15 protein-coding genes are annotated in these 18,658 nt (G+C 70.6%); 8 read left to right on the top strand and 7 right to left on the bottom strand.

The features are described from left to right. Positions 1 to 4: 4 nt before the first annotated feature. The 3 genes from BN3794_RS00645 (at position 5) to rpmG (ending at position 3,761) form a co-directional block, all read left to right on the top strand. A complete protein-coding gene (locus BN3794_RS00645) occupies positions 5 to 3,142 on the top strand; it encodes an efflux RND transporter permease subunit (RefSeq protein WP_066091803.1) in 3,138 nt (1,045 codons plus the stop codon). A 203-nt stretch (positions 3,143 to 3,345) separates the two neighbouring features. After that, positions 3,346 to 3,582, top strand: coding sequence for a 50S ribosomal protein L28 (gene rpmB / locus BN3794_RS00640; protein ID WP_066091801.1), 237 nt, complete (start codon positions 3,346 to 3,348; stop codon positions 3,580 to 3,582). A 14-nt stretch (positions 3,583 to 3,596) separates the two neighbouring features. After that, complete coding sequence (gene rpmG, locus BN3794_RS00635) at positions 3,597 to 3,761, top strand: 50S ribosomal protein L33 (RefSeq protein WP_027070918.1); 165 nt, start codon at positions 3,597 to 3,599, stop codon at positions 3,759 to 3,761. Between the two features lie 335 nt (positions 3,762 to 4,096). On the opposite strand, the gene BN3794_RS00630 is transcribed toward rpmG, so the two are convergent. The 6 genes from BN3794_RS00630 to BN3794_RS00605 all read right to left on the bottom strand — a co-directional run bounded on the left by BN3794_RS00630 (position 4,097) and on the right by BN3794_RS00605 (position 10,541). After that, positions 4,097 to 5,005: an amidohydrolase family protein gene (locus BN3794_RS00630; RefSeq protein ID WP_066091799.1), complete on the bottom strand. Its 909-nt coding sequence runs from the start codon at positions 5,003 to 5,005 to the stop codon at positions 4,097 to 4,099. Beyond that, the gene (locus tag BN3794_RS00625) at positions 5,005 to 6,027 is read right to left on the bottom strand and encodes an amidohydrolase family protein (RefSeq protein WP_066091796.1); all 1,023 of its coding nucleotides are present in this window, start codon (positions 6,025 to 6,027) and stop codon (positions 5,005 to 5,007) included. The genes BN3794_RS00630 and BN3794_RS00625 overlap by 1 nt, the downstream gene beginning before the upstream one ends. 26 nt (positions 6,028 to 6,053) lie before the next feature. Next, positions 6,054 to 7,367, bottom strand: a complete 1,314-nt coding sequence (locus tag BN3794_RS00620; protein ID WP_066091793.1) for a carbohydrate porin — start codon at positions 7,365 to 7,367, stop codon at positions 6,054 to 6,056. Between the two features lie 82 nt (positions 7,368 to 7,449). Beyond that, on the bottom strand, positions 7,450 to 8,760 hold the full coding sequence (gene dctA, locus BN3794_RS00615; RefSeq protein WP_066091790.1) for a C4-dicarboxylate transporter DctA: 1,311 nt from the start codon (positions 8,758 to 8,760) through the stop codon (positions 7,450 to 7,452). Between the two features lie 46 nt (positions 8,761 to 8,806). Then, a complete protein-coding gene (locus BN3794_RS00610) occupies positions 8,807 to 9,877 on the bottom strand; it encodes a 4-oxalomesaconate tautomerase (RefSeq protein ID WP_066091787.1) in 1,071 nt (356 codons plus the stop codon). Further along, positions 9,870 to 10,541: a 4-carboxy-4-hydroxy-2-oxoadipate aldolase/oxaloacetate decarboxylase gene (locus tag BN3794_RS00605; protein ID WP_066091784.1), complete on the bottom strand. Its 672-nt coding sequence runs from the start codon at positions 10,539 to 10,541 to the stop codon at positions 9,870 to 9,872. The genes BN3794_RS00610 and BN3794_RS00605 overlap by 8 nt, the downstream gene beginning before the upstream one ends. Positions 10,542 to 10,644: 103 nt before the next feature. Between BN3794_RS00605 and BN3794_RS00600 the strand changes: the two genes are divergently transcribed. Then, positions 10,645 to 11,949 carry a LysR family transcriptional regulator gene (locus BN3794_RS00600; RefSeq protein ID WP_066091781.1) on the top strand — a complete coding sequence of 435 codons (1,305 nt, stop codon included), beginning with the start codon at positions 10,645 to 10,647 and terminating at the stop codon, positions 11,947 to 11,949. Next, a complete protein-coding gene (gene cls / locus BN3794_RS00595; RefSeq protein ID WP_066091778.1) occupies positions 11,946 to 13,394 on the top strand; it encodes a cardiolipin synthase in 1,449 nt (482 codons plus the stop codon). The genes BN3794_RS00600 and cls overlap by 4 nt, the downstream gene beginning before the upstream one ends. A gap of 4 nt (positions 13,395 to 13,398) precedes the next feature. Here the strand turns inward: cls and BN3794_RS00590 are convergent, their stop codons facing one another. Next, complete coding sequence (locus tag BN3794_RS00590) at positions 13,399 to 14,022, bottom strand: flavin reductase family protein (RefSeq protein WP_066091775.1); 624 nt, start codon at positions 14,020 to 14,022, stop codon at positions 13,399 to 13,401. Positions 14,023 to 14,134: 112 nt separating this feature from the next. On the opposite strand from BN3794_RS00590, the gene BN3794_RS00585 reads away from it, so the two are divergent. From BN3794_RS00585 to uvrD, 3 genes are all read left to right on the top strand, one after another. After that, positions 14,135 to 14,845 (top strand): ArsR/SmtB family transcription factor, encoded by a 711-nt coding sequence (locus BN3794_RS00585; RefSeq protein ID WP_066091772.1) that lies wholly within the window; start codon positions 14,135 to 14,137, stop codon positions 14,843 to 14,845. 192 nt (positions 14,846 to 15,037) lie between these two features. Beyond that, positions 15,038 to 16,405 (top strand): FAD/NAD(P)-binding protein, encoded by a 1,368-nt coding sequence (locus tag BN3794_RS00580; RefSeq protein WP_066091769.1) that lies wholly within the window; start codon positions 15,038 to 15,040, stop codon positions 16,403 to 16,405. 41 nt (positions 16,406 to 16,446) lie between these two features. Next, positions 16,447 to 18,648, top strand: a complete 2,202-nt coding sequence (gene uvrD / locus BN3794_RS00575; RefSeq protein WP_066091767.1) for a DNA helicase II — start codon at positions 16,447 to 16,449, stop codon at positions 18,646 to 18,648. Positions 18,649 to 18,658 lie beyond the last annotated feature (10 nt).

Below are 18,658 nucleotides of genomic sequence, written 5' to 3'. Positions count from 1 at the left end.
CCACATGCTCGACAAAATCATCCGCGCCTCGATCAACCATCGCTGGCTGGTCATGGCCCTGACCCTGGCGCTGGTCGCCCTCGGCATCTGGAGCTTCCGCCAGTTGCCGATCGACGTCACCCCGGACATCACCAACGTCCAGGTCCAGATCAACACCGCCGCGCCCGGCTATTCGCCGCTGGAAGTGGAGCAGCGCATCACCTATCCGGTGGAGACGGCGATGGCCGGCCTGCCGAAGATGGATTACTTCCGTTCGCTCTCGCGCTACGGCCTGTCGCAGATCACCGTGGTGTTCAAGGACGGTACCGACCTCTACTTCGCCCGCCAGCAGGTGGCCGAACGCCTGTCGCAGGTGAAATCGCAGATTCCCGGTGGCATCGAACCCACGCTGGGGCCGATCGCCACCGGCATGGGCGAGATCTTCAGCTACACCGTCGATGCCGACCCCGAGGCGCGCAAGCCCGACGGCACGCCGTATACCGCCACCGACCTGCGCACGCTGCAGGACTGGGTGATCCGCCCGCAGCTGCGCAACGTGCCCGGCGTCACCGAGGTCAACACCCTGGGCGGCTACAAGCGCGAGATCCATGTCACCCCCGATCCGGCGCGACTGCGCGCACTCGGCTTCACCTTCGATGACGTGGTGCAGGCATTGCAGGCCAACAACCGGAATGCCGGTGCCGGCTACATCGAGCGCAACGGCCAGCAGTTCCTGGTACGCGTGCCCGGCCAAGTGGGGGACATTCCACAGATCCAGTCCATCGTGCTGGGCACGCGCGGCCCCACCGTCATCCGCATCCGCGATGTGGCCCGGGTGATCGAAGGCAAGGAGCTGCGCAACGGCGCGGCCACCCAGAACGGCCATGAGGTGGTGCTGGGCACCGCGATCATGCTGGTCGGTGCCAACAGCCGTGATGTCGCCCGGGCCGTGGCCGCGCGCCTGAAGGAGGCCAGCAAGAGCCTGCCGGCGGGCGTCACCGTCACACCGGTCTACGATCGCACCGTGCTGGTGGACCGCACCATCGCCACGGTCGAGAAAAACCTGGTGGAAGGGGCGTTGCTGGTCATCGTCATCCTGTTCGCACTGCTGGGCAATTTCCGTGCGGCATTGATCACCGCGGCGGTGATCCCGCTGGCGATGCTGTTCACCCTGACCGGCATGGCCCGCACCGGGGTGTCGGCCAACCTGATGAGCCTGGGCGCGCTGGACTTCGGCCTGATCGTCGATGGCGCGGTGATCATCATCGAGAACTGCCTGCGCCGCTTCGGCGAGCGCCAGCACGAACTCGGCCGGACGCTGGCCCTGGACGAACGTTTCGACCTGACCGCCAGCGCCACCGCGGAGGTGATCCGGCCCAGCCTGTTCGGCCTGGGCATCATCACCACCGTGTACCTGCCGATCTTCGCCCTGACCGGCGTGGAGGGGAAAATGTTCCACCCGATGGCGATCACCGTGGTGATGGCGCTGGCAGGTGCGATGCTACTGGCGCTGACCTTCGTGCCGGCGGCGATCGCCTTGATGCTGGGTGGCAAGGTCGAGGAAAAGGAGAACCGGGTGATGGCCTGGCTGCGACGGCGTTACCAGCCGTTGCTGGACTTCGCCCTGCACCGCGGCGCCCTGGTCGCCATCGGTGCGGTGCTGTTGCTGGCCGGCAGCGCGGTGCTGGCCACGCGGCTGGGCAGCGAGTTCGTGCCCAACCTGGACGAAGGCGACATCGCCCTGCAGGCCATGCGCATCCCCGGCACCAGCCTGAGCCAGTCGGTGGCGATGCAGCGCCGGCTGGAAACGCGCCTGCTGGAAGTGCCCGAGGTCGAACGCGTGTTCACCCGGCTGGGCACGGCCGAAGTCGCCTCCGACCCGATGCCGCCGTCGGTCGGCGATGCCTACGTGATGCTCAAGCCGCGCGCGCAATGGCCGGATCCGCGCAAGCGCAAGGACGTCTTGGTCGAGGAAATCCAGGCCGTGGTCGCCACGGTGCCGGGCAACAACTACGAGTTCAGCCAGCCAATCCAGATGCGCACCAACGAGCTGATCTCCGGTGTGCGTTCGGACGTGGCGGTCAACCTGTACGGCGATGACCTGGACACGCTGCTGCGCGTGGGCCAGCGCATCGCCGCCGTGGCCGGCACCGTGGACGGGGCCGCCGACGTGCGGGTGGAGCAGGCCGGCGGCCTGCCGTTGCTGTCGATCGTGCCCGACCGGCTTGCGCTGTCGGCCTACGGTTTGAGCCTGCAAGACGTGCAGACGACGGTGGCCACCGCCATCGGCGGCGAGGTCGCCGGCCAGCTGTTCGAAGGCGACCGCCGCTTCGACATCGTGGTGCGCTTGCCCGAGCATCTGCGCCAGGACCCGGCGGCGATCGCTGCGCTGCCGATTCCGTTGCCTGCGACGGATGAATCGGCCAATGGTCAGGCTCCACGCACTGTGCCGCTGGGCAGCGTGGCCAAGGTCGAAATGATCGAAGGCGCCAACCAGATCAACCGCTACGACGGCAAGCGCAGGATTGCGGTCACCGCCAACGTGCGCGAGCGCGATCTGGGCGGCTTCGTCGCCGAGCTGCGGCGCACGGTCGATGCGCAGGTGAAACTGCCGACCGGCTACTGGATCGAATACGGCGGCAGCTTCGAGCAGCTGATCTCGGCCAGCCAGCGCCTGGCGATCGTGGTGCCGGTGACGCTGGTGCTGATCTTCGCACTGCTTTTCTGGGCGTTCGGTTCGGCCAAGGATGCCGCGATCGTGTTTTCCGGCGTGCCGCTGGCGCTGACCGGCGGGGTGATGGCCCTGATCCTGCGCGGGATTCCGTTCTCGATCTCGGCCGGCATCGGTTTCATCGCCCTGTCCGGGGTCGCGGTGCTCAACGGCCTGGTGATGATCAGCTTCGTCCGGCATATGCGCGAACAGGGCGAGTCGTTGGAACAGGCGGTGCGCCACGGCGCGCTGACCCGTCTGCGGCCGGTGCTGATGACCGCGCTGGTGGCCTCGCTGGGCTTCGTGCCGATGGCGCTCAACACCGGCGCCGGCTCGGAGGTGCAGCGCCCTCTGGCCACGGTGGTGATCGGCGGCATCGTGTCCTCGACCCTGCTGACCCTGCTGGTGTTGCCGGTGCTGTACCGCTGGGTGCACCGGCACGAGCGCCGGTGACAGGGCTAAGTGCTTGCATGCAAAGGAATCATGCAGGACAATGCACGGCTCGCTCGTCCCGGTTGCGGCCGGGATGGCGCCGGCAAGCGCGTTGCCGGCGCCGGCAAGGGGCGGATTTCCCTCCCGATCGCGCGCGGCCGCCGGCCGCCGGGGCCGCCGTCTTCCTGGCCAAGGAAGGCAACCGTTCACTATCGAGGTGCGCAATGTCCCGCGTATGCCAAGTAACCGGCAAGCGTGTGCAGACGGGCAACAACGTCTCCCACGCCAACAACAAGACCCGCCGCCGCTTCCTGCCCAACCTGCACGAGCGTCGTTTCTGGGTGGCCAGCGAGAACCGCTGGATCAAGCTCCGTGTTTCCAACCACGCCCTGCGCACCATCGACAAGAACGGCATCGACGCCGTCCTGGCCGAGCTGCGTGCCCGCGGCGAGAAGGTCTGAGGAGGTAAGCGAACATGGCTTCCAAGCGCGACAAGATCCGTCTGATTTCGTCGGCCAACACCGGCCACTTCTACACGACGGACAAGAACAAGAAGAACACCCCCGGGAAGATGGAGATCAAGAAGTACGATCCCGTCGTCCGCAAGCACGTGATCTACAAGGAAGGCAAGATCAAGTGACGCAATGGCGCGGGCACGAGCGCCCGCCTTTGCCATTGCGTCATTCCCGCGCAGGCGGGAAGTGCTGTTCAACAGCCGAATGGCTGGTCGTCCAGCGCCTTCGAGCAAAGCCCGCCGCAAGGCGGGCTTTGTGCGTTTTGTGTGTGCAATTTCCAGGCGGGGCGTTGGAAGAAAATGGCCGGAGTGGCGGCTCATGCGGACGAGAGCGGCTGAGCGGGTTCGGCCTGCCGCCATGTGATCGGTCCCGGTGCGCCTGGCGATGCGTCGTCGCAGGCATCCCGGCGGGAGACCGATTGATCGCGACACCTGGCGGGGCACCTTGAGCCCGCAGAACGTTAACCCGCCGGCCAGTACAGCCGCATCGGGTTGTCGACCAGCAGCTTGTGCTGGAGCTCGGCGGTGGGGGCGATGCGCGGGATGAAATCGACCAGCGCGCCGTCGTCGGGCATGTGGCTCTTCATGTTCGGATGGGGCCAGTCGGTGCCCCACAGCACGCGGTCGGGGAAACGCTCGACCAGGTATCGCGCGAACGGCACCACGTCGTCGTAGCCGGGCGGGCCCAGCCGCGACAGCCGTTCCGGGCAGCTGACCTTGCTCCAGACGTTGCCGCATTCGGCCATCAGCCGCACGAAGCGCTGGAATTCCGGCCCGTCCACCGGCTGGGATACGTCCGGCCGGCCCATGTGGTCCACCACCACCGTGGTCGGCAGCGAGGTGAAGAAATCCCAGCGCTCGGCCAGGTCGGCGGCCTCGAAATACACCACCACCTGCCAGCCGAGCGCGGCGATGCGCTCGATGATGCGGTGGTAGTAGGCATCCGGCTTGGGGTCCACCAGCCGCCGCACGAAGTTGAAGCGCACCCCGCGTACGCCGGCCGCATGCAGGTCCTGCAGCTCGGCGTCGCCGACGCTGTCGCGCACGGTGGCGATGCCGCGTGCGCGCCCGCCGGCACTGCGCAGCGCATCGACCAGGGCGCGGTTGTCGGCGCCGTGGCAGGTGGCCTGCACGATCACGTTGCGTTCGAAGCCGAGGAAGTCGCGCAGCGCGAACAGTTGTTCCTTGCCGGCGTCGCAGGGCGTGTACTTGCGCTCGGGCGCGTAGGGAAACACCGCGCCCGGGCCGAACACGTGGCAGTGCGCGTCCACCGCGCCCCGTGGCAGCACGAAGCGCGGCTTGCTCGGCGCCGGATCGAAGTCCAGCCAGTCGGCATCCTTCTGGAACGGTCCCGTCGTGGGTTGGCTCATCACAGTCCCCTCGCTTTCAGTTGCGCATCCAGGCGCGGGTACACGCGGCGTGCATTGCCCTCGAACACCTTGCGCTTGTCGGCCTCTGGGATCGCCAGCGCGTCGATGTAGCGCTTGGTGTCGTCGAAGTAATGTCCGGTCTGCGGGTCGATGCCGCGCACCGCGCCGACCATCTCCGAGCCGAACAGGATGTTGTCGATGTCGATCACCTCGAACAGCAGGTCGATGCCGGGCTGATGGTAGACGCAGGTATCGAAGAACACGTTCTTCATCACGTGCTCGGACAGCGGCGGCTTGCCGAGCATGTCGGCCAGGCCACGGAAGCGGCCCCAGTGGTAGGGCACCGCGCCGCCGCCGTGCGGGATGACGAAGCGCAGCTCGGGGAAGTCGCGGAACAGCTCGCCCTGCAGGAACTGCATGAAGGCGGTGGTGTCGGCATTGAGGTAGTGCGCGCCGGTGGCGTGGAAGTTGGCGTTGCAGCTGCCGGACACGTGCACCATCGCCGGCACGTCCAGCTCGACCATCTTCTCGAAGAACGGATACCAGGCGCGGTCGGTGAGCGGCAGGCCGGTCCAGTGGCCGCCGGACGGATCGGGGTTGAGGTTGCAGCCGACGAAGCCGAGCTGGTTGACGCAGCGTTCCAGCTCGGCGATGGAATGGGCGATCGGCACCCCCGGCGACTGCGGCAGCTGGCACACGCCGATGAAGGTCTCGGGGTAGAGCTGCACCACGCGCGCGATCAGATCGTTGCAGCGCCGGGTCCAGGCCTGGCTGACGGCCTCGTCGCCGACGTGGTGGGCCATGGTGCTGGCGCGCGGCGAGAAGATGGTCATGTCGGCGCCGCGCTCGCGCAGCAGGCGCAGCTGGTTGGCCTCGATGCTCTCGCGGATCTGGTCGTCGGAGATGTGCGGGTAGTCCGGCGCCGGCAGCGCCGGGTCGTTGAAGTGCGCCACCTGCGCCTTGCGGAAGGCGTCGTGGGCGGCCGGTGCGGTGGTGTAGTGGCCGTGGCAGTCGATGATCATGGGGGGCCTCGGTGGGGGAGGGAGGGTCACCAACCCAGCAGGTCGGCGAAGTGCACGTCCACGCGCAGCCCGACGATCAGCACGTCGGGGATGTCGTGGCGCCGGGTCGGGGCGTTGATGGGATCGGGATTGACGACGTACTGCAGGTTGGGCATCACGCGCAGGCCGCGGTACGCCGCCCAGCCGTAGCTGAGCTCGGCGATGATCTCGTCGTTGTGCGGGGTGCCGGTCCCGCCGGCGCGGGCGCGGCGGTCGCGCAGGTAGGCCATCTCCAGCGGATCGAAATGGGTGTCGGAGACGAACAGCGCCAGGGTGTCCTGGTCGCGCCCGGCGAAGGTGCCGGTCTTGACCGCGCCGAGCGCGGCGAAGTACTTCACCGCCGCCGGGTTGCCGGTGTTGATGAAGTAGCGGCCGAACAGCGCCAGGTTGCGCTTGCCGTCGCCGCGCCAGACGGTCTGGTCGCCCATCGCGTACCAGCCGACGCGGCTGCCGTCCTGGGCGGCGAAGCCCTTGCCGGTGAGCGCGGCGGAGTTGCCGTTCGCGTCGTAGAACGGGCTCTTGCCGCCGTCGCTGTTGCGGTACACGCCGAGCCGGTAGGCGCGCGGCAGGCGATCGTCGGCGAAGCTGGTCTGGTAGCCCAGCTCGCCGGCGCTGAGCGTGCCGGTACCGTCGCGCCAGGAGAAGTCCAGGCCGTTCTTGCCGGCCTTGTTGAGGTCGTTGTTGTAGTCGAACACGCCGGCCTGCACGTACCAGTGCGACTTCGCGTCGAAGCGCACCAGGCCGGCCCACGACGAATTCGGATAGGCGGTGATGCCCAGGTCGGTGATCGGCCCGTACGGGGTCAGGCACATCGCGTTGCTCATGAACACGCAGTCGAGCGGGGAGTTGTTGAAGTAGCTGTTCAGTGCCGTGCGCCCGGCGATGATGCTCAGGCCGTTGTCGAAGCGGTGCTTGACGGTGAACCGGGTCAGGCGGCCGCCGGCCACCGGGCGCCAGGTCTGCTGGGCGCTGATCGAGTTGCCGATCTTCTCGCGCGCCAGGTTGCGCCCGGCGAACCAGGCGCCCTGCACGTCCACTTCGGTGCCGTGCAGCCCGAACAGCTTGTCCAGGTCGAACCTGGATTCGGCCATGAACCAGTACGAGCCCTCGGTGCCCTGCTCGATGCCGCCGACCGGATTGGAGGCGGCATTGCCGACGAAGTCGAAGGTGAGATCGATGCCGTCCGGCGCCTTGGCGGCGGGCGCGGCGGCCTGCTGCTGCGCCACCGCCGGCGCGATCGTGCCGGCGGCGAGCCCTCCCAGCAGCAGGCCCAGGGTGGTGGAACGGGTGATACGCGACATGACGCCTCCTGCCCGGCCCCCTCCGGCCGGCACGATGGTGGATGGATGGCGCGGCGGCCGCGATGCCGCCGCGCGCGAGCGCTCAGGCCTGCTGCACGCGCAGGCGGCGGCGCAGGCCGCGGCGGCCGATGGTCTGGGCCAGTGCGGTCTCGTCGAGCTTGCCTTCCCACTTGGCGATGACGATCGTGGCGATCGCGTTGCCCAGCAGGTTCACGAAGGTCAGGCCCTCGGCCAGGATGCGGTGGATGCCGAGGATCAGCGCGATGCTGGCCACCGGGATGGCGCCGGTGGTGCCGAGCGTGGCCGCCAGCACCACGAACGCCGCGCCGGCCACGCCGGCCGCGCCCTTGGAGGTGAGCAGCAGCACCGTGATCAGCCCGATCTCGTGCCACAACGTCAGGTGGGTGTTGGTGGCCTGGGCCAGGAACACCGCCACCGTGGTCAGGTACAGGCAGGTGCCGTCGAGGTTGAACGAGTAGCCGGCGGGGATCACGAAACCGACCACGCTCTCCTCGCAGCCGGCCTTGCGCATCTTCAGGATCAGCCGCGGCAGCACCGTCTCGGTGGAAGTGGTGGCGGCGACGATCACGATCTCCTCGCGCAGGTAGCCCAGCAGCCTCACCAGGCTGACCCCGCACCACCAGCACACCGTGCCGAGCACCACCGTGGTGAACAGGGCGCAGACCACGAAGAACTCCAGGATCAGCTCGCCGAGCGAGAGCAGCGAGCCGGCGCCGAACTGGCCGATGGTGAAGGCGATCGCGCCGAACGCGCCGACCGGGGCGAACCACATGATGAAGCCGATCATCTTGAACAGCGCCTGCGAGGCGCTCTCGATCACCCGCATCACCGGGGTCGCGCGCTCGCCGATCGAGGCCAGCGCGATGCCGAACAGGACCGAGACGAACAGCACCTGCAGCACGTGCGGCTCGACTAGCGCGCTGAGCAGGGTGGTCGGGATGATGTTCATCAGGTAGGCGACCATGCCCTGGTCGTGGGCGGCGTGCACGTAGCCCTGGATGGCGCTGGCGTCGATCCGGCTGGCGTCCACGTTCATGCCGGTGCCGGGCTGCCACAGGTTCACCGTCACCAGGCCGAATACCAGCGCGATGGTGGTGATGACCTCGAAGTACAGCAGCGCCTTGAACGCGACCCGGCCGACGCTGCGCATGTCGTTCATGCCGGCGATGCCGTGCACCACGGTGACGAAGATGATCGGGCCGATCATCATCCGGATGAGGTTGATGAAGGCATCGCCGAACGGCTTCATCGCCGTGCCGATGTCCGGCGCCAGCCAGCCCAGCAGCACGCCGAGCAGCGTGCCCAGCAGCACCTGGAACCACAGTTGCTTGATGAAGCCGAAGCGGCCGGACCGCTTCTCCACGCTTGCCATGCTCTACCCTCCCAGGAAGAAAAAAACGGAAACGGGGGCGCCGGACTCAGCCGAACAGCACGCCGTCGAAGAGTTTCCGGGCGGTGCGCAGCACCGCGGCGCGGACCACCGCTCCGTGTTCGTCGAGCTCGATGACGCAGCCGGTCGCCCCGCTGGGGTGCTCGACGTCGATCTGTTGCCTGCGGCCTCCCGGCAGCCGCGCCAGCGCCTGCGCCGGCGAGCCCGGCAGCAGGCAGGCGGTGGCGACGCTGACCGCGCCGAGCACGCCGATCGAGGCGTGGCAGCGGTGCGGGATGAACGAGCGCACGCAGATCGAGCCGCCGGCGCGCGGCGCGGCCACCAGCATCATCTTCGGCACGGTCTTGTCGGCGACGTCGCCCAGGTGCATCGGCGGGCCGGCCTGCAGCCGGATCGACTCCAGCCGTGCCTTCAGCGCCGTGTCGGCATCGAGCGTGGCACGGTCCTCGTAGCCGTCGATGCCCAGATCCTGCGCGCGCATCACCACGCACGGCATGCCGTTGTCGATCAGGGTGGCCTGCACGCCGTCGATCGTGTCCACGACGTTGCCGGTCGGCAGCAGCGCGCCGCAGGAGGAGCCGGCGATGTCGGCGAAGGCGAGCGGGATCGGCGCGGCCGTGCCGGGCACGCCATCGATGTGCGCGGTACCGGCGTAGTCGACCCGGCCGCCCGGGGTACGCACCGTGGCGACGGCGAGCTTGCCGGTGTTGACCATGAAGATCCGCACCTCGGTCTCGCCGTCGCCGGCGGCCACCAGGCCGCGCTCGATCGCGAACGGGCCGACCCCGGCCAGCATGTTGCCGCAGTTCTGCGCATCGCTGACCAGCGCCTGGTCGACGTAGACCTGCAGGAACAGGTAGTCCACGTCGGCATCCTCGCGCGTCGAGGCCGAGACCACCGCGACCTTGGAGGCCAGCGGGTCGGCGCCGCCCATGCCGTCGATCTGGCGCGGGTCCGGCGAACCGTAGGCGCGCAGCAGGAAGGCATCGCGCGCGGCGATGTCGGCCGGCAGCTCGTCGGCCAGGAAGAACCCGCCCTTGGAGGTGCCGCCGCGCATCCACATCGCGCGCACGCCGCCGGCCGGCACCGTCTCAGACATACTTCAGGCCCTTCTCGGCCAGGCGCTCGCGCATCCTGTAGATGTCCAGGCCGAGTTCGCCGCGCGCCAGGCGCTCGCGCTTGTCGGTCTCGCGCGCCTCGCGCGCCTGTGCCTCGGCCAGCACGCGCTCGGCCTCGGCGCGCGCCACCACGCACACGCCGTCGTCGTCGGCGACCACCACGTCGCCGGGGTTCACCCATGCGCCGGCGCAAACCAGCGGCACGTTGACCGAGCCCAGGGTCTCCTTGACCGTGCCCTGGGCATGTATGGCGCGGCTCCACACCGGGAAGCCCATCGCGGTGAGCTCGCGCACGTCGCGCACGCCGGCATCGATGACCAGCCCGACGCAGCCGCGCGCCTGCGCCGAGGTCGCCAGCAGGTCGCCGAAGTAGCCGTCGGTGCACTCGCTGGTAGGGGCGACGACCAGCAGGTCGCCCGGGCGCAGCTGCTCGATCGCCACGTGCATCATCCAGTTGTCGCCGGGCGGTACCGAGACCGTCACCGCGCTGCCGGCGATGCGCGCGCCGGCGTAGACCGGGCGCAGCCGGTGATGCAGCAGGCCGATGCGGCCCTGAGCCTCGTGCACGGTGGCCACGCCGGCGTGGGCGAGGCCGTCGATGACCGCCGCGGGGGCGCGCTCGATCCGGGTGACGACGCTGGGCATCGGTCCATCCTCTCCTTCGGGGAGGGCGAGTCTGTGCAGCGGGGCGCGTCCAGCTCAAGATCGTTTTCCGACAGGGGTATAGGATCTGGTTATAGTTGTGGCAATGGACCGGCTGCCCGAACTGAACCTCAGACACCTGCACGCCCTGGCGGTGGTGTGCCGCAGCGGCAGCATCAGCGCGGCGGCCGCGCAGGTGAACCTTTCACAACCGGCGCTGACCCAGGCGGTGGCACGGGTGGAGAAGCAGCTGGATGCCGCCCTGTTCGAGCGCCAGCCCGGCGGCATGGTGGCGAGCGAGGCCATGCAGCTGTTGCTGCCGCGGATCGAGCGCGCGCTGGGCTACGTCGGCCGCGGCGTGCGCCTGGCCCGGCGCTCGCAGCGCCTGGCGGCGGTGGCCGGCATCGAGCGGCGGGTCACGCTGGGCCAGCTGCGGGCCCTGGCAGCGGTGGACCAGGCCGGCAGCTTCACCCTGGCCGCGGCCAGGGTCGGGATCTCCCAGCCCGCCATCTACCGGGCCGTGCGCGAGCTGGCCGAGCTGGTCGAGGTGCCGCTGACCCTGCGCCGCGGCAAGACGGTGCAGCCGACCTCGGCGGCGATCCGCATGCTGCGGCCGGTGCGCCTGGCGCTGGCCGAGCTCGCCGCCGGCCTGGACGAACTGGCCGCGCTGCGCTCGCACGACGCCGGCCGCATCGTCCTGGGAGCGATGCCGCTGGCCCGCGCGATCCTGCTGCCGCAGGTGCTGGCGCGCTTCGCCCGCGCCCATCCCGGGGCCAGCGTGAGCGTGGTCGAGGGCCCCTACAGCGAGCTGCTCGGCGAACTGCGCCAGGGCAGCCTGGACCTGCTGATCGGCGCCATGCGCGACCGCCTGCCGGTGCGCGACGTGGTGCAGGAGGGCCTGTTCGAGGACGACCCGGTGATCGTGGCCCGCAGCGGCCATCCGCTGGCGGGCGCCGCGTTCGCGTTCGAGCGCCTGCTCGACTATCCGTGGGTGATCGCCGCGACCGGCGCCCCGGTGCGCGCGCGCTGGGAGCGCATGTTCCGGGAACGCGGGCTGGAGCCGCCGATGCTGCGCATCGAGTGCGGGTCGGTGCTGATCATCCGCGGCCTGATGCTGGAGGACGACTGGCTGACGCTGATGTCGCGCGACCAGTTCCTGATCGAGCAGCGCGCCGGGCTGCTGGCCGAGATCGGCCTGGCCGGCCCGGCGGTACGCCGCAGCATCGGCATGACCACCCGCTCGGACTGGCACCCGACGCGGGTCCAGGCCGCCTTCGTCCGGGTGTTCCGCGAGGTGTGCGCCGCGCGCCGCGGCGACGAGGTGCCGGACCGCTGGCCGTTCCGCCACGGGCGCCGCAGCCGCGCCGCTTTGCCTGCGCGGGCCGGCCGACGGCAGAATCGGCCGTCATGAATCCCGCTCCCCTCCTTGCCGTGGCCGCCTCGCCGGAGATCTCCAGCGGGCTGCTGCTGCTGGCGCTGGATTGGCTGATCCGGGTGGCCGCGCTGTGCTGGATCCCCTCGCGCACCACCCCCGGCGCGGCGCGCAGCTGGCTGCTGCTGATCGGCTTCGTGCCGCTGCTGGGGCTGCCGCTGTACCTGCTGTTCGGCCATCCCTGGCTCTCGCGCGAGCGCGTGGAGCGCCAGCAGCAGGCCTCCCAGGTCATCCGCGAGCAGCAGGCGCCGCTGGACCAGCTGCGCTGGTCGCCCCCGCCCGGCAGCGCCGCCGCGGAGATGGTGCCGCTGGTGGAGAACCAGGGCGACTTCATGGCCACGCGCGGCAACGCGGTCGAGCTGATGGACAACTACATCAGCTCGCTGCGCGCGCTGATCGACGACATCGACGGCGCCACCAAGCGCGTGCACCTGCTCTATTACCTGATGTACGACGACCGCGTCGGCGACCGCGTGGTCGCGGCGCTGGAACGCGCCGCCGCGCGCGGGGTGCGCTGCCGCCTGCTGCTCGACGCGGTCGGGGCCAAGCGCGGCCTGCGACGCTACCGCAAGCGCCTGCAGGCGGCGGGGGTGGACGTGCAGGCGCTGCTGCCCGGCGGCCTGCGCTGGCGCCGCAGCGGGCGCATGGACCTGCGCAACCACCGCAAGGTCGCGGTGATCGACAACCGCGTGGCCTACGTCGGCTCGCAGAACCTGGCGCTGCCGGACTTCGTCGACCATTGCCCCAACCGCGAGCTGGTCGCGCGGGTGCGTGGCCCGGCGGTCAACCACCTGGAGGCGGTGTTCGCCAGCGACTGGTTCATCGAGACCGGGCAGCGCCTGGTGGTGCTGCCCGACGCCCACCGCTACCCGCAGGACGTGGCCGCGCAGCTGCTGCCGAGCGGGCCGGCCTATCCGTTCGAGAACGCGCGCGACGCGGTCAACGCGCTGATCCACCTGGCGCGGCGCAAGCTGGTGCTGGTGACGCCCTATTTCGTGCCCGACGAGGCCACCCTGAGCGCGCTGCGCATCGCCGCGATGTCGGGCGTGGACGTGCAGCTGATCCTGTCGGCGACCAACAACAAGGCGATCACCGCCTGGGCGCAGGAGGCGTACTACGAGGACCTGCTGCGCTGCGGGGTGAAGATCGCCCTGTACCGGCCGCACTTCCTGCACGCCAAGCACCTGAGCGTGGACGAGGACATCGCCCTGGTCGGCTCGATCAACCTGGACATCCGGTCCTTCGCCCTCAACGAGGAGATCGGCATGCTCTGCTACGACAAGGGCGTGGTGGAGCGCATGCGCCAGATCGAGGCCGACTACCTGGCCCATTCCGACCACGTGGACCTTGCCGCCTGGCGCCTGCGCCCGGCCTGGCGGCGCAGCCGCGAGGGCATCGCGCGCCTGGCCGACGCGCTGATGTAGCCCTTCATGCCTCGGCGCGGAAACTGCGCGCGACCGGGTCCCCGCCGCCCATGTAGTGGCGGAACACGTAGATCAGCGGCCGCCAGCTGCGCACGTCGATGTGATCGGTATGCTCGATCGTGATCGACGCGTGGGCATGCACGCAGCGTATCTCGCACTCGGCGATGACGAAGCTCTGGGCGGTCCCGCCATGGGGCACGTGCATGGCCAGCAGGCCGGCCTCGACCTGGAGCGGGCATTCGGCGATGGCCGGCGCGGCGACCTCGGCCGATGCCTCCGGCGTGAACCCCGCCATCGCAAACTTGTCGCGCACGTGCAGGTAGCCCAGGTCGCGCTTGGCCGCCGGCACCGGCGAACGCCCGGTGGCGCGCGCGATCGCCTCCACCGCGCCGGCCTGCCCGGCCGAGGGGAAGTTCAGCACGCACTCGCCCCGCGCGGCCAGGTTCGTCGTGCCCTGGCCGTCCTTGCCCAGGCCGAGCACGATGCGCTGTCCCAGCGACCAGAACGAGGACAGCGGGCTGATGTTGGCGCTGCCGTCCGGATTCACCGTGGTCATCAGTACCACCGGGGTGCCCGGATACAGCACCGAGGGCCTGATCCTGCGACGCGGGGGAAGGGGAAGCTGCATGGGGATCGGGTATCCGGCCGGGAAGGAAGGGGGAAGTCTGCGTGGCCGCGACCGGTCGTTGCTTCGGCCCGGATCGAAGCTTGCCGCCGTGGCGCCATGCCACAATCGCCGCATGAACCTTGTCCTGGCCTCGATCACCGACATCGGCGCGGTCGTCGGCGACCATGCCCGTGCGGCGATGCTGCTGGCGCTGATGGACGGGCGTGCGTACACCGCCTCCGAACTGGCCCGGGTCGCCGCGATCACGCCGCAGACGGCCAGCGCGCACTTGCGCAGGCTGTGCGATGCCGGCCTGGTCGCAGTCCAGGCGCAGGGGCGCCACCGCTACCATCGCCTGGCTTCGGGGCAGGTGGCCGACATGCTGGAAGGCATCATGCGCGTGGCCGGCCAGGGGCGGCCGCGACCCCGCCCCGTCCGCCGCGGTCCCCGCGACGCCGCGATGCGCAGGGCGCGGACGTGCTACCGGCACCTGGCCGGCGAACTCGCGGTGGCGATCACCGCGCACCTGCTTGCTGCCGGGTACCTCGATGCCAGGCCCGACGGCTGGCACCTCGCGCCGGCCGGCGCAGCATTCCTGGGGAGTCTCAGCCGGCCGCTGGCGGGGGCGCTGGAACGCCATGGCGAGGTTCCCGCCGCACGCTTCTGCCGCGGCTGCCTGGACTGGAGCGAACGTCGGCCGCACGTGGCCGGGGTGCTCGGCGAGGCGATGCTGCAGGGATTCCTGGAGGATCGCTGGCTGCGGCGGACGGACGGCAGCCGTGCGCTGGCGATCACCACCGAGGGGCGCCTGCGCCTGCGCGAGCACTTTTCCATCGATGCCTAGCGGCGCGTCCACTTGCGGTAGCGCAGGTGGCCTGCCGGACCGGCCTCGTCGGGCCGCGGCGTGGCCGGGGCTTGGCGCGCACCGAGAACCCGGCCGGTCGGACGGCGGCGCCTGTGGCGGCGTAGCCACAAGGGCACCGCGCGACCGGCCGACGCGCCGATGCAGCCCGCCGATGGGGCCATAATCGCGGCCATGGAACCGATCCACGCTGCCGGCCCGTTCGCGCTGGCCATCCTCGGCGGAGGTGCCGCCGGCACCCTGGCCGCGATCCAGGCCCTGCGCGCGGCCGCCGCGGGCGACACCATCGCCCTGGTCGAGCCGGACGAGCCGGGCGCCGGCATCGCCTACGCCACCCGCCGGCCGGAGCACCTGCTCAATGTCCCGGCGGCGAAGATGAGCGGCCTGCCCGATGCTCCGGAGGATTTCCTCGACTTCCTGGTCGAGGCCGGCAGCGTCCCCGGCCTGTCGCGCCAGGCGCTCGGCCGTGCCTACGTGCCGCGCCTGCACTATGCCGCCTACCTGCGCCGGCGCCTGGCGCAGGCGCAGGCGGCCTCGCCCGCCCGGTTGCTGCACCTGCGCGCGCGGGCGGTGGGCCTGCAGGTGATCGACGATCAGGTGCAGGTGCGGCTGGACGACGGGCGCACCGTGCAGGCGCCGCGCGCGGTGCTGGCGCTGGGCAACACGCCGCGGCCGCTGCCGGCGGCGATCGCCGGGGACGTGGCGGCCGCCGCCCTCGTCGCTGCCTGCCAGGACGGATGGCCGCCGCCGCCGGCCGGGGACGAGGTCGCCATCGTCGGCTCCGGCCTGAGCATGGTCGATGCCGTGCTCGCGCTGCTGGCGCAGGGCCACGCCGGCACGATCCACGTCGTCTCGCGCCACGGCCTGATGCCGCTGGCGCATGCCGACACCGCGCCGGCACCGTTCGACCCGTCCCCCTGGCCCGAGCTGCCGCTGCGGGCGCGCATGCGCGCGCTGCGCACCCAGGTGCGGCGCGCCCGCGCCGACGGCCTGCCATGGCAGGCGGTGATGGAACGCATCCGCCCGCTCGGCCAGGCGCTGTGGCAGTCGCTGAGCGAGGCCGACCAGCGCCGCTTCCTGCGCCACGTGGTGCGCTACTGGGACATCCACCGCCATCGCATCGACGCCGGCGTGCATGCCCGGCTGCAGGCCTTGTGCGACCAGGGCTTGCTGGTGCTGCATCGCGCGCGCGTGACCGGGCTGGAGGATGCGCACGGGCGCGTGCGGTTGCACGCGCGGCGCCGCGACGGCCGCACGTTGGCGCTGGAGGTGGCCTGCGTGGTCAACGCCACCGGCCTGGAGACGCGCGCGACAGCGCTGGCCGATCCGTTGCTGCGGCAGCTGCTCGACGACGGCCTGGCCGTGCCCGGCCCGCACGGCCTGGGCCTGCTCAGCGACGCCGGCGGCGCGCTGGTGGATGCCGGCGGCCATCCGCAGCCACGCCTGCGCGTGATCGGCAGCCTGCGCATCGGCACGCTGTGGGAAACCATCGCCATCCCCGAACTGCGGGTGCAGGCGCAGCAGGCCGTCGCGACGGGGTGACGCCGCCGGGCCGGTGCTGGCCGCTGCCGTAAAATGGCGCGATGGATGTCTCCCACCTGCTCGACCACCTCAACCCCGCCCAGCGCGAGGCCGTTTCCGCCCCCCCCGGGCATTACCTGGTGCTGGCCGGCGCCGGTTCCGGCAAGACCCGCGTCCTGACCCACCGCATCGCCTGGCTCAACGAGGTCCACGGCGTGCCCGCGCACGGCATCTTCGCGGTGACCTTCACCAACAAGGCCGCCGGCGAGATGCGCCACCGCGCCGACCTGCAGCTGCGCAACGGCAGCCGCGGCATGTGGATCGGCACCTTCCACGGCCTGGCGCACCGCCTGCTGCGCCTGCACTGGCACGACGCCAAGCTGCCGGAGAGCTTCCAGGTCATGGACAGCGACGACCAGCTGCGCCTGGTCAAGCGCGTGGCCCAGGCGCTGGAGCTGGACGAGGGCAAGTACCCGCCCAAGCAGATCGCCTGGTGGATCAACCAGCAGAAGGACGAGGGCAAGCGCCCGCAGCACATCCAGCCCGAGCCGCACGACCATTGGGAAGAGGCCATGCGCCAGGCCTATGCGGCCTACCAGGAGCGCTGCGACCGCGCCGGGCTGGTGGACTTCGCCGAGCTGCTGCTGCGCGCGCACGAGCTGCTGCGCGACAACCCGGCGCTGCTGGCGCACTACCGTGCCCGCTTCACCGAGATCCTGGTGGACGAGTTCCAGGACACCAACGCCATCCAGTACGCGTTCGTGCGCGTGCTCGCCGGCGACGGTACCGATGGAGGCGGCGGCCACGTGTTCGTGGTCGGCGACGACGACCAGGCGATCTACGGCTGGCGCGGCGCCAGGGTCGAGAACGTGCAGCGCTTCCTCAAGGATTTCCCCGGCGCGCAGGTGATCCGGCTGGAGCAGAACTACCGCTCCAGCGCGAATATCCTCGGCGCGGCCAACGCGGTGATCGCGCACAACCCCGACCGCATCGGCAAGCAGCTGTGGACCGACTCGGGCGACGGCGAGCCGATCGACCTGTACGCCGCCTACAACGAGGTCGACGAGGCGCGCTACGTGGTCGAGCGCGCGCGCCAGTGGGTGCGCGACGGCGGCAGCTACGGCGAGGTCGCCGTGCTGTACCGCTCCAACGCGCAGTCGCGCGCCTTCGAGGAGGCGCTGCTGGCCGAGAACGTGCCCTACCGCGTCTACGGCGGCATGCGCTTCTTCGAGCGCGCCGAGATCAAGGACGCGCTGGCCTACCTGCGGCTGCTGGCCAACCGCAGCGACGATGCCGCGTTCGAGCGCGCGGTCAACACCCCGGCGCGCGGCATCGGCGAGCGCACCCTGGACGAGGTGCGGCGGCTGGCGCGCGGCGCGGCGGTGTCGCTGTGGGAGGCGGCCATGCTCGCCACCGCCGACACCGCGCTGGCCGCGCGCGCGCGCAACGCGCTGGCCGGCTTCCTCAACCTGCTCAACCAGCTTTCCGGCGAGACCGCGCAGATGACCCTGGCCGAGCGCGTGGAGCACGTGCTGCAGCGCTCGGGCCTGCGCGACCACTGGCTCAAGGAAGGCCGCGGCGGGCTGGACTCGGAATCGCGCATCGAGAACCTGGACGAGCTGGTATCGGTGGCCTCGCGCTTCGCCCGCCCCGACGACGAGGAGGCGGCCGGCATGAGCGAGCTGGTCGCGTTCCTGTCCTACGCCTCGCTCGAGGCCGGCGAGGGCCAGGCCCAGGCCGGGCAGGACGGGGTGCAGCTGATGACCCTGCACGCGGCCAAGGGCCTGGAGTTCCCGCTGGTGTTCCTGGCCGGGCTCGAGGAAGGGCTGTTCCCGAGCATGCGTTCCATCGAGGAGAGCGGCAAGCTGGAGGAGGAGCGGCGCCTGGCCTACGTCGGCATCACCCGGGCGCGCCAGAAGCTGGTGCTCAGCTACGCCGAGTCGCGCCGCATCCACGGCAGCGACAGCTACAACATGCCTTCGCGCTTCCTGCGCGAGATCCCCGCCGGGCTGCTCAACGAGGTGCGCCCGCGGGTGCAGGTCTCGCGCCAGGCCTCGCTGGGCGCCGCGCGCGCGGCCGGCGGCCATGCCGTCGTGGAGGCGCCGCCGCTCAAGCTCGGCACCGCCGTGGTCCACCCCAAGTTCGGCAGCGGCATCGTCACCGACTACGAGGGCAGCGGCGCGCACGCGCGGGTGCAGGTCAATTTCGAGGACGCCGGCAGCAAGTGGCTGGTGCTGGCCTATGCGCACCTGGCCGTGCAGTGAGCCGGGAGAC

Source organism: Xanthomonas massiliensis (assembly GCF_900018785.1).
In the GTDB taxonomy this organism is placed as follows: domain Bacteria; phylum Pseudomonadota; class Gammaproteobacteria; order Xanthomonadales; family Xanthomonadaceae; genus Xanthomonas_B; species Xanthomonas_B massiliensis.
This window is presented reverse-complemented; position numbering and strand designations above follow the sequence as displayed.